Origin of the sequence: Vibrio sp. MMG023 (assembly GCF_021654215.1) — a bacterium.
Lineage (GTDB): Bacteria > Pseudomonadota > Gammaproteobacteria > Enterobacterales > Vibrionaceae > Vibrio > Vibrio jasicida.
On the sequence record NZ_JAKFZP010000004.1, the window covers coordinates 508809 to 522340 of the forward strand.

Consider the following 13532-nt stretch of genomic DNA (forward strand, 5'->3'; position numbering starts at 1 on the left):
TCTATGTATTGATTGAAAACTTGGCTTGGTAATTCCTGCAAATCTGTATCACTAATGAGATTTTCTAGTTAAACGTTTTCTTTCTCATTTTCCTCTCGCGCCAGCAGCAGTAAGGCGTAAGGAACGATTGTGGCGTCTAACCCTAATTTGGTTTTGACAAAGGATTTACAAACCGCCTCTTTTCACTCGCTATATTCCGCCTCCGCATTTTATTCAGAACGAAATTCTGAATATTGACCGAGTAAATTCATTTACTTACAACTATAAGCCTGAGCAAACTTTGACACTATGAACGATAAAATCAAATTCGCCACAAAAGTCGCGCTTAGCCTAACTCTGGCTTATCTGATCCCATTTGCGATGGGTTGGCCTCAAGCTTCAACCGCAGCAACGACTGTCATGCTGATTGCTTCTACAGGCAGCCGTCGCGAATCATTAGCAAAAGGGACACTACGTGTACTTGGTACACTAGTCGGTGCCGTCATTGGCTTATTGTTGGTAGGCATGTTCGCGCAAGATCGCTTAATGTACATGTTTAGTGTTTCAGTGGTTGTGTCTTTTATCTTCTACTTCCGCAATGCCTACCAAAAAGACCCGACGTTATTAGCTCTAACCGGCGTAATGGTTTTGATGATGTCTAATGGCGGAGATGCCGAGGGCGCATTCATGTACGGTGTTGATCGTGCCCACATGACTATTTTTGGTGTCGTCATTTATACCTTGGTTGGTACTTTTTTGTGGCCGACCAAAACAGAACAGAATTTGCGCCAGATGATCGAGCAGCTTAACCAAGCTCAGCAAACTTTGTTCGCAGCGATCTTGCAAAATTTCGAAGAAAAGACAACGCCACACCACGTTAACGCCTCTTCCTCTGAACAAAAAGAAGGGGATGAAGATGAAGAACCGACTCCCACGATTGATGAGTTATTAGATAAGGTTTTCACTGCTCAGAATGCGCTAGAACAGCGCTTCGCCATGGTCAGTGTTGAATGCAGTGATGTCTCGGCTTACATGAAAGAATGGCAACTCGCGGTTCACTTCAATAAACAAATCACTCAAGAACTCAGTGTCGCGGCACACAGCCACTTTAGCCATCAGCAAGACCGTGATTGCATCAACAACTTTGATCAAGTGGTTAAAGAGATCCAGACCCTATTTCAAACCTGCCAAGAAATGTGGGAGCACGAAGGTCCAGCTTATCGTGCGCAAGAACTCAGCATTGATTACAACCAAGAAGCACTATCGAATGCCTCCCACCTAACCAAAGGCTCCGCTCTTACTCTTGGTCACTTGCTAAAGTTAATGCATCAAAGCTTATCTCGCCTATCAGAAAGCATCAGCTGTATTGATTCCGTCACGAACAATGTGTCTTTCAAGCAAGAGCTGCCGAAACAAAAAAGTAAGTTCCTTTGGTGGGATGCTGAGAACTTTAAAACAGCAGTGAAAACCTTTACGACTTATTGGGTAGCAGGGTTGATTTGGATTTACTTCAATCCTCCTGGTGGTTACTCATTCGTTACCTTCTCGACCATCTTTATGTCATTGCTGTCATTCGTACCCGTTCACCCATTTATGCTGCTGATTTTGTTTACGTTTGGCTTCCTATTTGCGGTGCCTTCGTACGTCTTCATCTTACCGGGATTAGAGCTCGGCGGTGAGCTCGGCTTGTTCATCTTCATCTACACCTTTATCGGCTTCTATCTGTTTAAAGGACCGGTAACGATCTTCTACATGATTGGCCTGTTTGTGCTCGGACTCGACAACAACATGACCTATCACTTCGGGATTCTAATGACGATCATGACCCTGTTCTACATGGTGGTGTTTATGATCATTTTTGCGCATTACTTTCCATTCAGCTCTCGCCCTGAGCATTTGTTCCTGACTTTGAAAGAGCGGTATTTCCGACACGTTGGCGACCTGTTTAGCAGTTATCATCAGCCATCAAACTCCAGCTTCAAATCCGTCAAGCGCTCACTGCACTTGGTCACTCTGAATGTGTCTTCGAAAAAACTCAAAGTGTGGGGCTCAAAGGTCAACCACAAACTGTTTGAAAAAACGACACCAGAGGCGATCGGCGCATTCAGTAAATCCTGCGATGCGTTGAGTAACCACGTCAACATCCTGATTGCAGCTGAACAAAAGTTATTAAGTAACCCACTTATCAAACAGTTACGCAGCAAGCATACCGATTCCATATTACCCCTGATGGCAGGCGCATTAGCAAGCCATCAGCCAACAACTGAACTCGATACTGTCTTCGAACAATACAGCCAAGATTACCAATCCTTTGAAAATAAACTGGAAGATTTCTTTAGTGAGTTGGATTTATCTGACTACGCTTATTCAGAGATTGCTGGTTTTTATATCTTGCTGAATTTAAAACGGAACGTGTTCGAAGCGATCAACCAATGCAAGCAAACCTATGAGGATATCGATTGGGTGAACTTACGTCAGAAGCGGTTTTAAAGGTGAGGATATGATGCTTCTAAAACTAACTAAACCAAGCCTCGCCATACTCTCTGTACTCGGATTAAGTGCGTGTACGACTTTGGGTCCGGATTATGTCCACCCAGAGCAAACCGCCTTGCCAAGTGACTGGTCGGTAGAAAAAGCCGCCGCCACGCAAGACGCAGAGCAGTCAGAGCAAAAATTGCAGCAGTGGTGGCAGCAATTTAACGACCCGACCCTTAACCTGTTGGTTGAGATGGCCAGCCAACAAAACCTTGACCTTGAGGCAGCTGGCCTGCGCATCGTTCAAGCACGTTCACTACTGGGCATATCGACTGGGTTGCAGTACCCACAAGTACAAACCGTCTCCGGTAACTTAGCGCGAGCTTATGTGAACGACCAAGGTGTCAATAACGCCGCGTTGTCATTTGATGCGGGTTGGGAGATGGACATTTGGGGCAAATACGCACGTGGAATTGAGTCTGCCGAAGCAGGCTATTACGCGTCGATTGCGTCTTATCACGACATTATGGTCACCATCACTGCGGAAGTGGCTCGCAACTACATTAACTACCGTACTTTCCAAGAACGTATTCTGCTTTCTCGCCGAAATATCGAGATCCAAGAACGTGTGGTGAACATCACTCAAGTCCAGTTTGATTCTGGCAACGTTACGGAACTCGACGTTCAACAAGCAAAAAACCAGCTCTTCAACACCAAAGCAGCGCAACCTTCGTTAGAAATCGCGATGAAGCAATCCCGAACCGCGTTAGCGTTGTTACTTGGTGTCTTGCCAGAAGAGGTTGAAGGATTGTTGAAATCCGCGGGCTTTGCACAGCGAATGGCGGATTACGAAGCCCAATTTAAATCCTCAGGAAGAAAGCCAGCGCTCTCCGGTAATGATGAACGTTCAATCGTGCCTCGCCCTCCTCTGCTTGATAACCAAGTGGATGCGAACTTAGTGATGCGTCGTCCTGACTTGCAAGTATCTGAAATGCAAGCACGTGCGCAAAGTGCGCAAATCGGTGTTGCTGAAACGGCTCTCTATCCTAGCTTCTCCCTTTTTGGTTCTATCGGCATAGACAGCACAGTGCCAGATGGCAGCAGCTTTAGCTTCAGTGACTCGCTCACCATGGTGATAGGTCCGACATTCAGTTGGAACATATTCCAGTACGGCCGTGTGAAAAATAACATTCGATTTGAAGATGCGAAGTTCCAAGAAACGCTCACTAACTACAACAAGAAAGTTCTGCAAGCAGTCAATGAAGTGACCAATGCGCTGGAGGCTTATGATCTTTACTTGGAGCAAAAGTCATTGCGTCTGCAATCGGTGAACTCCTCTATTCGTGCATTCAATATCTCGATGACTCAGTATGAGAATGGCCAAATTTCGTTTGAACGTCTACTCAACTCAGTAGAGAAAATGACGCGTGCGGAAGACAGCTACGCCACCATCAAAGGCAATGTTGCTAACCAAGTTGTCGCCTTATACAAAGCGCTCGGTGGTGGCTGGGAGGCCCAAACGGGCAAACCTTTCTTGTCGGAAGGTGTAGCAAAGCAAATGCAAGAACGCAGCGATTGGGACGGCTACTTGGATGAAGAAGCACGTGTGCTGCCGCCTTATCGTATCGAGGACTCAGCCTCGAAAGATAAAGTAGAAAGCAATAACGCACCACAAGAAGGGGAGGCTCAATAATGCCACATGAACTCTCTTGGGGTGACGTGTACTTCTCACCATTGTTGCTAGTGCTGTTTTTATCGGTTACTGCCACTTGGATTACCGTGATCATTTTAAACAAAACACGTCTGTCTCGTTTTATTGCGTTTCCGTCCCTGACATTCCTTGCCATCATGGTGTTTTACGTGGTGGCCATCGACAGTTTTTATATACAGTTTTAGGTGCCCAACAAGATGAAAAAACTACTCGTTATTGCACTCAATCTTGTCATTCTTGGTGGCGCGGCTTGGTTCGGCTATCAGAAGTTCGAAGAGTATTTTAATAACCCTTGGACTCGAGATGGCCAAGTTCGTGCCAATGTCATTAAGGTGGCGCCAAGAGTCTCTGGCCCTATCGTCAATGTCACCGTGCAAGATAACCAAGAAGTAAAGAAAGGCGATCTGCTATTTGAGATCGACCCTACTACTTACGAAGTTGCCCTCTCACAAGCAGAAGTGGCATTGCAAAAGTCTATCGTCAGTTCACGCGGCAAGAAGATAGAGTACGATCGTTTGAAAGACATTCGTGCTAAAGACCGCGGCGCAGTTTCTCACAAAGACTTAATCCGCCGTGAGATCACCTACGAAGAGTCACTGCTGCAAATCAAATCCGCTGAAGAGCAATTGAAATCAGCTCGTTTAAACCTTAGCTACACCAAGATTTATGCCTCGGTTGACGGTTTTGTCTCTAACCTTGATATCCGCGACGGTACACAAGCCGTTGCGAACCAACCTTTGGTTGCCCTTATCGATAAAGACAGTTTCTGGGTATTTGGTTTCTTCCGTGAAAACCAATTAGCGCAAATTGCTCCGGGCAGTGATGCGCGCGTTACTCTGATGTCACACCCAGACACACCAATCGATGCCACCGTCGATTCTATCGGTTGGGGGATCGCCCCAAAAGACGGCACCGTGGGCTATAACCTTCTGCCTAACGTGAACCCGGTATTCCAATGGATTCGCCTAGCACAACGTATTCCTGTTCGAGTGTCATTGCATGAATTGCCGGAAGACGTTGATCTGAGATTCGGGCTTTCCGCTTCCATCATGGTGATGAAGGACTCATCACAAGAACAAGAATAGGAGTTAAACAGGCAAACCATGGCTATTGGAAAAAAACTCAAAAACATCAATGAAGAAAACAACTTCTTCTACCTGACGTTAGCGCTTATCGGTCTGTTGATCGGTGGTGCGTTTGTACAAGTCGTAGGGGAAGGTGCAATGGAGCATCTTCTGCAAGGCTTCACCATTCTGACTTTCATCGTTTGTATGGCGAGTCTGCGTTTTGATAAGAACTGGTCACGCTTCCTTTATACCTTGTTAGGTACGTGGATCGTGGTCATTGCCATCAAAGCAGTATTAGGCATCAAAGAGATGGACGTAGTGATGCTCGCCCTAACCTTCGCCTTCTTCTTTGGTACGTTTAAATCGATTGCAAGACAGATTCTTTTCACTGGACATGTGAACACCAACAAGGTGATTGGATCTGTTGCACTCTTCTTGCTGCTCGGTCTGATGTGGGCAATTGCTTACCTCATTCTGCTGGAGTTTTCCCCAAACTCATTCACTGGGATGGAAGCCATCTCATGGGGCCAAAACTTCTCTAACGCAGCGTATTTCAGTTTCGTCACTCTAACCACTCTCGGTTATGGCGACATCAGCCCTCTAACACCTTTGGCGCAAGTCGTCGTGTATCTAGAGGCCATCGTAGGCGTGTTTTATATGGCGATTGTTGTTTCAAGTCTCGTCAGTTCCAACATTGAACATCAGGTAAACAAAAATGGATAAACAATCGGTAAAAATCGAAAGTAAGGTTTTCATCAGTAACATGGTGGAATCTGCAATACGAATCGGCTTGATCTTGATCTTGCTGATGTTTACATACGACATCATCAAACCTTTCATCCTTCCGGTGATTTGGGGTGCCATCATTGCCGTCGCTCTGATGCCAATCTGTAAAAAGCTGGCAAAAGTGTATGGTGGTAAACGTGGCCTCGCTGCAACGACCATCGCCTTGCTGGGTATCGCGCTATTGGTTACACCTTTAGTCATGGTATCGGGTTCTATTGTCGATGGCGCAACGCATGCGCTGGACGTACTGCAAAGTGGTGACATTAAGATCCCAGGTCCAAAAGCATCGGTAGCAGATTGGCCTTTGGTCGGTGACAAGCTTTACGAAGTATGGACACTGTTTGCGACCAACCTAGAAAAAGCAATCCAAACCTTTATGCCTCAAATTAAGGCAGGTCTGACTTCTCTGCTTGGTATGGTCGGTGGTGCACTGGGTAGCTTACTACTATCAATCATCTCTCTAGCGATTGCTGCTGGCTTTATGACTTACTCTGAGTCTCTAGCATCTGGCTTGAAAACCATCGCGGTTCGTACTGCGGGTGATAATGCGAAGAGCTGGACAACGCTTATTGCAGCGACCATCAAGAGTGTGTTGCTTGGCGTTGTTGGTGTAGCAGCCATTCAGGCTCTATTAATTGGTGCAGGTTTCTTCATCTTTGGTGTTCCGGCTGCGGGCTTACTAACACTAGTACTGATGATTCTTTGTATCGCACAGCTACCTGCTCTATTGGCAGTACTGCCAGTCGTTGGTTACATGTACATGACGCAAGACACCAGCACAGCAACCATGTTTACGGTTTGGGTTGTGGTTGCAGCGCTATCTGAAAACCTATTCAAACCAATGTTGATGGGTCGTGGTGTGGATGTACCAATGCCCGTCATTCTGCTAGGTGCCATCGGCGGTATGTTGTTCTACGGCATTGTCGGCCTATTCTTAGGTGCGGTTATTCTAGCGATTTGGTACGAGCTGTTCGTGTGGTGGTTGAACATTGAAAAAGCGCAACAGCAGCAAGAAGCGTTAGAGGAAAATGCCGAGCGAGATTCCAGACAAAACGAAGCCGGACACGGCGCTGGTATCTAATCGTTCTATCAATTGAAACAAACCGCTGCTTGCAGCGGTTTGAGCTATTTGGCTCACAGTTTCATCGACGCGAATAAGATTAAAATGACGTTCTTGTTAAATTTTCATACTTCTTACATTCGAGAGTTGCAATAAAGCACTTTACGATGCACTCTCGGTGACCACAAATGACAGTGCTTAGGATAAAAACAATGAAATTGATCAAGCCTTTAACTTGCGCGCTTGCTCTTGCTATGAGCGGAATGGCATTCGCGGATGTAACCGTAAATGTTCCTGACGACGTTTCAGTTTTGGCCGCAAACGGCGAAAAAGTAAAACTATCTGGTGGCTTCTTTGCTTCGGAAAAGAGCTTCACTCTACCTGACGGCGTAAACCAAGTTGTGTTCCGTTACGCGCCATATTTCAGCCAAGGTAATGACCGCCTAAGTGTTGAGAGTGACGTGATCGTAACGCGTTTCGACGCGACAGATGCAGAGCTGACTCTACAACTACCGGAATACCGCGACCTTCGTGAAGCCGAAAACAAAATCAAAGATCTAGATTGGAAACTGGTTGACGCTTCTGGCAACGCTATCGCAGTTGAGCAAGACAAGCTTATGAAGCCTGGCATGCAAATCGGTCGTGACTACGTTCGTGAAGTGGAAGATTACAACAAAGCTGGCGGTGTTGCGGCAGTTGGCGTTGTAAGTGCTGCAGTAATTCAACCAGCAACACTTCCTGCAAAGATCCCAGCGGACATGAAGCAAACTAAACCTGCGACCATGAAAGCCGATTCAACAGCTGAAGAGATGCTGCACTTCTGGTACCAAAAAGCAGACGCAGAAACACAAGCGCGCTTTAAAGCGTACATCAACCAGCAATAAGCACGTTGATTTAGTCACGTATAGCTAAATGCAAAAAGCCACACTCGAATGTGGCTTTTTTAATATCAGAATGTATATGCCATGGTCAGCATCGGCCCGTAAAACCGATAAGTGACATCCAATGCTGATTTGTCACTTTCATAATCAACGCCCACCTCATAATAGTTGAATGACCCCGTCATGCTGAACTGATTGGTAAAGAAGTATTTAGCGCCCAAATCGAATTCCAACAAGTAACCTTCAATATCATCTACGGCTAGGTAGAAGACTTGGGCGTGACTTTTCAAAATCCAATCAGGACTCAGCGAATACTCAGCTCGAATACCTAAGTCTGGTAATGGCGCTGTGACATCATTTAAAACCGCATCATCAACAAACATCACTGGGATTTCATCCACTCCACTCACTTTCGCACCGAGCTTGCCATCTAAACCCAATGACAGCCACATCACGTGCAACCCAGCCAATACATCCACCGCCCATTTATCGCTGGTATAAAATTGGTAACCGTAACCTAGGCGTGCAATATCAATATTCAGCTCTGTTGTAAGCTTTGAACCAGCCTGAACAGCATACGTTGTTCCATCTATCGTCACTTCGAATGGCTTAGTCACCGCCGTTCGGGTGGCTTCTCGATGCAAACTTCGCCAGTCTGCGTACACGCTGTGTTTGGGGTTAAAGTAATACTCCAACTCCACATAAGGCAGCACAGTAAACTCTTTCAAATCGAGATCCGATTCAAAATCGATAGTGCGTATTTGATCGAGATAAGGGTCGTAAGCGTTGAGTTTCGTATCGGTGCGAGAGAAAAACCCACCGGCTTCAATCTCCCATTCACCCGCAGAAGCAGCCGAAGAGAATAGTGCAGCGAAACAAACCGCCCAACCAGCTTTGTTCATCATCCTTGATCCTAAGCGATTGAATTTATGTCTGAAGAAAGTGTAGACGCTAGAGAAGGGTTGTGGAAAGGTGAGTCGCTCGCAACTCTGTATGAAACAGGCGAAATCCGAGATGTTTTAACAGTTCACAACTTTAGTTCCGGAAATTAAATCGTGCAGTAGTCGCCTTTGCGGGTGAAGAATCAGCAACAACAAATTCACTAACGGCGTATATGGAACAAGCATTTCTATCAAGTAGCCCACGCATAATCGCAATGAAGCAGTGACTTTCGTCGTATCATGGCCATTACTCATCACCACTTTAATCCCAACTAAACGCATGCCAATTGTCTGGCCGTCACGCAATAAATTCCAATTCATCATCATTAACATCGGAATTGTTAGGACGTAGTTTGCTTTGGTCTCATTAACGAGTTGAAGATTTTCACGAAAAGAAAGTTCGAAGCCATTAATGAGGGAATTGATCGTAAGAGCAATAAGTAGCACTATCCCTGTCACAAGCATTAAATCAATCAGCCCACCAATAAATCTGCGCCGTTTACTGGCAATTGAACACCACATACTTCCCCCCTGAAATGCAAGCTGATGCATTCTAGGGATGGACCACAAAGTGCTCAATTGTGAGATGTGATATTTGTGAACCTCTCTCAGAAGTGAGATGGATTAAAAATCAGTCAAAGCTTACCAATACCTTTCGTAAATGATATTGCCACCCGTTCTCGCTCGGTATTTATCAAGCCCTAATTCTTGCAGTACTGGAGAGGTATCTTTGATCATCTCCGGATTACCACACATCATCACAAAGCTACTTTCTTTAGAAAACGGTAAGTCAGCGCGATTAACGAGCTCTCCCGACGCAATCAGATCTGGAATACGGCCTTGAAGCTGACCCGGAATACTCTCACGGCTGACAATCGGTACATAACGAAGACGACCTTCATATCGCTGTTGGAGCTGCTCTATCAGGTATTTGTAAACTAAATCTCTCTCGTAACGCACACCATGCACCAGCACAATGTGATCGCTATGTGGCAGTAGATTGATGTCGTCTAACAAAGAGAGAAATGGACCAATGCCTGTGCCCGTGGAAAGCAGCCATAGATCGTTTGCGTGTTTGGGAATGGTATCGTGGGTCAGATCGCCATGGGCCGTTTCACCAACATAAATGCTATCGCCGGTTTGAAGCTGCTGTAGCCTTGGTGTCAATTGCCCTTCTGGGTTCGCGACGACTAAGAATTCAAGCCATTCAAACTGCTCACTGGGCGCATTTACTACCGAGTATGCACGGCTAATGGGATTACCCTGTTCGTCGAGTAGTGCAAGTTTGGTAAATTGTCCGGCTTTGAAGGAGAGAGGCGCTCCGGAAACTCGTAAACTGAACAGCTCACCTGTCCAGTCGATTCGTTTTTCTACTTTGGCAAGATTGAAACCTTTCAGTTCTGTCATTGGACATCTCCTTTTGGTTACGCTTACTTAAACCTACGCCTCACAACTGACTATGTAAAGTTTTTAGTTTACAAAAATAAGCATCTAATTCATTTCACATTTTACATACAATTTTATTACATTTTAATCAGTTCCATCTAGAATAAATACTCAAAGTGATAAGTCGCTTGGCAAATTGCGGCAACGTCGATGAAAAAGGAACATGAGTAATGGATACGTTATTAAAAGAATTCCCAGTGATTACGGAAATCAAAGTCGCTTGGGGAGAGATGGATGCCCTGCAACACGTCAATAATGCGGTGTATTTTCGTTACTTCGAAACTGCGCGTTTGGACTACTTCAACAAGATTAATCTGTTGGTAGATTTGCAGACGTCTCACATCGGTCCGGTTTTAAGTGAAACCCAGTGCCGCTACAAACTACCCGTTACGTTTCCAGATACGCTTTTGATTGGCTCACGCGTAATCGACATGCAAGAAGACCGCATCACGATGGAGTACCAAGTGCTGAGTAAAAAGTGGGGCAAGATTGCGACCATCGCAACCGCTACTGGTGTGATGTTTGATTTTAAGAACAATGTGAAAGCCGCGATTCCAGACCACGTTCGCCAGTCGATTTTAGACTTGGAAGGCACCGTGGGCAGTACGCATCATTTGGAGTAATAAAGAGGCGAGAAGCGAGAGATTAGAATCGAGATTCCCGACTGCGCTCCTTCGTCGCTATCGGGAATGACGCAGAGGTACTCTTCCAGCCTATATAATGAGAAAAGCTGTGTCATTCTAGCGAGCCATCCGGAATCTCTCTTTTAGACGTGCACCAAATCCAATTAGCAGAACGTCTCGATGTACAGCGCTTCCACTTTATCTCTTGCCCACTGCGTTTTGCGCAGGAACTTCAATGACGATTTGATTGAAGGATCTTTCTGAAAACAATTAACACGAACGCGCTCATGCATTCCTTTCCACCCGAAGTGCTCAACTAAACGGGTAAGGATTTTTTCTAAACTCAACCCGTGAAGTGGGTTATTCGGCTGCTGTTGGCTCATGCTATTGATCCAGTAAAGTGAAGTTGCGCGCTAATCTAACTCAAACTCGCCGTGCAACCTAGTGTTTTAACCTTGAATTGCCCTGCGACTCTCCCCTATAGTAGCCCAAACTTCTTAAAAGCCCTTTTCATTATGAAAGCCCTCAACGATCTGAATATCTTTGTCGAAACCGCACGCCAAGGCAGTTTTTCGAAAGCCGCCAACAGCATGGACATGACACCAGCAGCCATCAGTGCATCGATCAAACGTCTTGAGGGACAAATTGGCTTTCCGCTGTTTGTGCGCTCCACTCGCAGCCTTCGCTTAACGTCGGAAGGTGAGCTGTTCTTAGACAAAACCACCCAAGCACTCGCAACGCTACAAGAAGGGTTAGATCAGATATCAAGCGCGCGTGGCGAGCTCTCGGGCCAACTGCACATCACCGCGCCATCTGATTTTGGTCGCAACATGCTGCTTGATTGGGTTGATGAATTTATTGATGTTTACCCAAACGTCTCTATCAAGTTAGAGCTGTCTGATAGCTTAACCGATATGTACACCAAGCCCGTCGATATCGCGATTCGTTACGGCGAACCTGCTGACTCTAATCTCGTCGTATTGGCATTGTGTGGCGCAAATGAGCGAATCCTGTGTGCCTCTCCAGAATACGTCGCAAATCATCCTGTGCTGACCAAACCGGAAGATCTCAACCAACACAACTGTTTGTGTTACATGGTGGCGGATTCGGTTTACAACAAATGGACGCTGACTCGCGGAGACGAAACAGAACAGGTTGTCGTGAGTGGCAAGCTACTTAGCAACGACAGTGACTTATCCCATCGCTTAGCAATCAAAGGCAAAGGGATCACCAACAAATCACTGATGGACATCAGCCAAGATTTGATTGAGGGAAGATTAGTAAGAGTATTACCTGAATGGGATTGTGGTCCGGTACCGTTATACATGGTGTGCGCCGATCGTCGTTTGCTGACGCCAACCATTCGTACTTTCCGTGAATTCATTCATGAAAAATGCTGCCAGCAACGTAAGAAAGTGCTGGCAACATTCTGCTCGGAAGCTTAACCGACAAACGTCATTGGACGAATCTGAGAATATTCAACCCAGTCGTTATCTTCTAGAGCCGAGATGAACTGCGCGATATGTGGGCTTTGTAAGTGCTTATCTAACGCTTCTTGCGATGCCCAAATTTCTTGGAACATAAACAAGCCTTCGATCTTTTGATCCAAATACAATTCGTATTGGCAACAACCGTCCTCTTCACGAGTTGGCTCTAGCAGCCCCGAGAGTAAATTGGTCACGTTGTCGATACTATCTGGATACGCTTTAATTTCTGCAACTAAATGAATCATCTATATCAACTCTATTGATTATGAGGTTATAAATTGCGCAGGAAAAATCGTTTAGAACAAGGCGTGAACTGCGGTAACTAGTGGGTCTAATTACAAAGTTCAAAACGAAGTTATCAACGATTTTAACCAGCAAGGAGGATTAAATAATTGATAGAGTTGATATCAAATCTCAGTAAATACAGTTTCTGCTTCCCAGCGTGACTTAGGCGTCTTGGCATTAAAGTCATCTTCCGCATGGTAGCCAAGCGGCACAATCACAACGCCGGTGTAGCCCTTTTCGCGAAGACCAAATTCTTCATCCAGCACTTTCGGGTCAAAACCTTCGATTGGCACCGCATCAATTTCTAGTGTTGAAGCGCCCAGTAATAACGTACCGACGTTGAGGTAAACCTGTTTCTCCATCCAATGATTGGCGTCTTTCAGGTCAAAACGGTGCATGTTTACAAAGTAACTACGACCACCACGTACCGCTGCTTTTGCCTCTTCGGTTGGGAATCGACCGTCTTTTTCTTCCTGTGCCAATAGCGCTTCGATGTAGTCGTTATCGATGCCCGTTTTGGCACAGAACACCAACACGTGTGACGCATTCAAGATCTTCGCGGCATTGAACGCGTAGTTCTCTTGCGCTGCTTTTGCGATACGTTGCTTGCCCTCTTCTGTGCTCGCCAGAATGAAGTGCCACGGCTGAGAGTTCACGCTCGATGGACTAAAACGGATCAGCTCTTTAACTGCGTCGATCTTCTCTTGTGGCAGCTTACGAGTTGGGTCAAAGACTTTGGTTGAGTAGCGGGATTTAGCAGCTTGAACGATGTCCATAGGGGTCTCCAGTCG

At 45.8% G+C, this 13532-nt stretch carries 15 protein-coding genes; 9 read left to right on the forward strand and 6 right to left on the reverse strand.

Annotated features, from left to right (window positions below; genetic code table 11):
- The first annotated feature begins 288 nt into the window (after window positions 1-288).
- From L1076_RS15780 to L1076_RS15810, 7 genes are all read left to right on the forward strand, one after another.
- Window positions 289-2469 (forward strand): FUSC family protein, encoded by a 2181-nt coding sequence (locus L1076_RS15780; protein WP_237303982.1) that lies wholly within the window; start codon window positions 289-291, stop codon window positions 2467-2469.
- 10 nt (window positions 2470-2479) lie between these two features.
- Window positions 2480-4147 carry a TolC family protein gene (locus L1076_RS15785; protein WP_045405919.1) on the forward strand — a complete coding sequence of 556 codons (1668 nt, stop codon included), beginning with the start codon at window positions 2480-2482 and terminating at the stop codon, window positions 4145-4147.
- The gene (locus L1076_RS15790; RefSeq protein ID WP_019821560.1) at window positions 4147-4350 is read left to right on the forward strand and encodes a DUF1656 domain-containing protein; all 204 of its coding nucleotides are present in this window, start codon (window positions 4147-4149) and stop codon (window positions 4348-4350) included. Before L1076_RS15785 ends, L1076_RS15790 begins: the two co-directional genes overlap by 1 nt.
- Window positions 4351-4362: 12 nt before the next feature.
- The gene (locus L1076_RS15795; RefSeq protein ID WP_105067832.1) at window positions 4363-5250 is read left to right on the forward strand and encodes an HlyD family secretion protein; all 888 of its coding nucleotides are present in this window, start codon (window positions 4363-4365) and stop codon (window positions 5248-5250) included.
- 18 nt (window positions 5251-5268) lie between these two features.
- Window positions 5269-5955: a potassium channel family protein gene (locus L1076_RS15800; RefSeq protein ID WP_038869040.1), complete on the forward strand. Its 687-nt coding sequence runs from the start codon at window positions 5269-5271 to the stop codon at window positions 5953-5955.
- A complete protein-coding gene (locus L1076_RS15805) occupies window positions 5948-7099 on the forward strand; it encodes an AI-2E family transporter (RefSeq protein WP_038869038.1) in 1152 nt (383 codons plus the stop codon). The genes L1076_RS15800 and L1076_RS15805 overlap by 8 nt, the downstream gene beginning before the upstream one ends.
- A gap of 191 nt (window positions 7100-7290) precedes the next feature.
- The gene (locus L1076_RS15810; protein ID WP_038879472.1) at window positions 7291-7962 is read left to right on the forward strand and encodes a DUF2057 domain-containing protein; all 672 of its coding nucleotides are present in this window, start codon (window positions 7291-7293) and stop codon (window positions 7960-7962) included.
- A gap of 65 nt (window positions 7963-8027) precedes the next feature.
- On the opposite strand, the gene L1076_RS15815 is transcribed toward L1076_RS15810, so the two are convergent.
- The 3 genes from L1076_RS15815 to L1076_RS15825 form a co-directional block, all read right to left on the reverse strand.
- Window positions 8028-8864 (reverse strand): outer membrane beta-barrel protein, encoded by an 837-nt coding sequence (locus tag L1076_RS15815; RefSeq protein WP_045421687.1) that lies wholly within the window; start codon window positions 8862-8864, stop codon window positions 8028-8030.
- Window positions 8865-8978: 114 nt separating this feature from the next.
- Window positions 8979-9422, reverse strand: coding sequence for an RDD family protein (locus L1076_RS15820; protein WP_104028232.1), 444 nt, complete (start codon window positions 9420-9422; stop codon window positions 8979-8981).
- A gap of 120 nt (window positions 9423-9542) precedes the next feature.
- Entirely contained in the window at window positions 9543-10307 is a 765-nt protein-coding gene (locus L1076_RS15825; RefSeq protein ID WP_237303983.1) for a ferredoxin--NADP reductase, read from the reverse strand.
- Between the two features lie 209 nt (window positions 10308-10516).
- Here L1076_RS15825 and L1076_RS15830 point away from each other — a divergent pair, with 209 nt between their 5' ends.
- The gene (locus L1076_RS15830; protein ID WP_005453229.1) at window positions 10517-10969 is read left to right on the forward strand and encodes a thioesterase family protein; all 453 of its coding nucleotides are present in this window, start codon (window positions 10517-10519) and stop codon (window positions 10967-10969) included.
- Window positions 10970-11133: 164 nt separating this feature from the next.
- On the opposite strand, the gene L1076_RS15835 is transcribed toward L1076_RS15830, so the two are convergent.
- A complete protein-coding gene (locus L1076_RS15835) occupies window positions 11134-11352 on the reverse strand; it encodes a VF530 family protein (protein ID WP_005429327.1) in 219 nt (72 codons plus the stop codon).
- 132 nt (window positions 11353-11484) lie between these two features.
- On the opposite strand from L1076_RS15835, the gene L1076_RS15840 reads away from it, so the two are divergent.
- On the forward strand, window positions 11485-12414 hold the full coding sequence (locus L1076_RS15840) for a LysR family transcriptional regulator (protein ID WP_237303984.1): 930 nt from the start codon (window positions 11485-11487) through the stop codon (window positions 12412-12414).
- Here the strand turns inward: L1076_RS15840 and L1076_RS15845 are convergent.
- Both L1076_RS15845 and L1076_RS15850 read right to left on the reverse strand, forming a co-directional pair.
- Window positions 12411-12701 (reverse strand): putative quinol monooxygenase, encoded by a 291-nt coding sequence (locus L1076_RS15845; RefSeq protein WP_104028222.1) that lies wholly within the window; start codon window positions 12699-12701, stop codon window positions 12411-12413. The two genes, L1076_RS15840 and L1076_RS15845, sit on opposite strands and share 4 nt — an antisense overlap.
- A gap of 162 nt (window positions 12702-12863) precedes the next feature.
- Window positions 12864-13517 (reverse strand): oxygen-insensitive NAD(P)H-dependent nitroreductase NfsB, encoded by a 654-nt coding sequence (locus tag L1076_RS15850; protein ID WP_038898248.1) that lies wholly within the window; start codon window positions 13515-13517, stop codon window positions 12864-12866.
- Window positions 13518-13532 lie beyond the last annotated feature (15 nt).

Excerpts from the sequence above, each read along its gene's own strand:
- L1076_RS15830 (WP_005453229.1), top strand. The coding sequence starts at position 10,517 with ATGGATACGTTATTAAAAGAATTCCCAGTGATTACGGAAATCAAAGTC.
- L1076_RS15815 (WP_045421687.1), bottom strand. The coding sequence starts at position 8,864 with ATGATGAACAAAGCTGGTTGGGCGGTTTGTTTCGCTGCACTATTCTCT.
- L1076_RS15790 (WP_019821560.1), top strand. The coding sequence starts at position 4,147 with ATGCCACATGAACTCTCTTGGGGTGACGTGTACTTCTCACCATTGTTG.
- L1076_RS15780 (WP_237303982.1), top strand. The coding sequence starts at position 289 with ATGAACGATAAAATCAAATTCGCCACAAAAGTCGCGCTTAGCCTAACT.
- L1076_RS15840 (WP_237303984.1), top strand. The coding sequence starts at position 11,485 with ATGAAAGCCCTCAACGATCTGAATATCTTTGTCGAAACCGCACGCCAA.
- L1076_RS15820 (WP_104028232.1), bottom strand. The coding sequence starts at position 9,422 with ATGTGGTGTTCAATTGCCAGTAAACGGCGCAGATTTATTGGTGGGCTG.
- L1076_RS15845 (WP_104028222.1), bottom strand. The coding sequence starts at position 12,701 with ATGATTCATTTAGTTGCAGAAATTAAAGCGTATCCAGATAGTATCGAC.
- L1076_RS15800 (WP_038869040.1), top strand. The coding sequence starts at position 5,269 with ATGGCTATTGGAAAAAAACTCAAAAACATCAATGAAGAAAACAACTTC.
- L1076_RS15835 (WP_005429327.1), bottom strand. The coding sequence starts at position 11,352 with ATGAGCCAACAGCAGCCGAATAACCCACTTCACGGGTTGAGTTTAGAA.
- L1076_RS15785 (WP_045405919.1), top strand. The coding sequence starts at position 2,480 with ATGATGCTTCTAAAACTAACTAAACCAAGCCTCGCCATACTCTCTGTA.
- L1076_RS15825 (WP_237303983.1), bottom strand. The coding sequence starts at position 10,307 with ATGACAGAACTGAAAGGTTTCAATCTTGCCAAAGTAGAAAAACGAATC.
- L1076_RS15850 (WP_038898248.1), bottom strand. The coding sequence starts at position 13,517 with ATGGACATCGTTCAAGCTGCTAAATCCCGCTACTCAACCAAAGTCTTT.
- L1076_RS15810 (WP_038879472.1), top strand. The coding sequence starts at position 7,291 with ATGAAATTGATCAAGCCTTTAACTTGCGCGCTTGCTCTTGCTATGAGC.
- L1076_RS15805 (WP_038869038.1), top strand. The coding sequence starts at position 5,948 with ATGGATAAACAATCGGTAAAAATCGAAAGTAAGGTTTTCATCAGTAAC.
- L1076_RS15795 (WP_105067832.1), top strand. The coding sequence starts at position 4,363 with ATGAAAAAACTACTCGTTATTGCACTCAATCTTGTCATTCTTGGTGGC.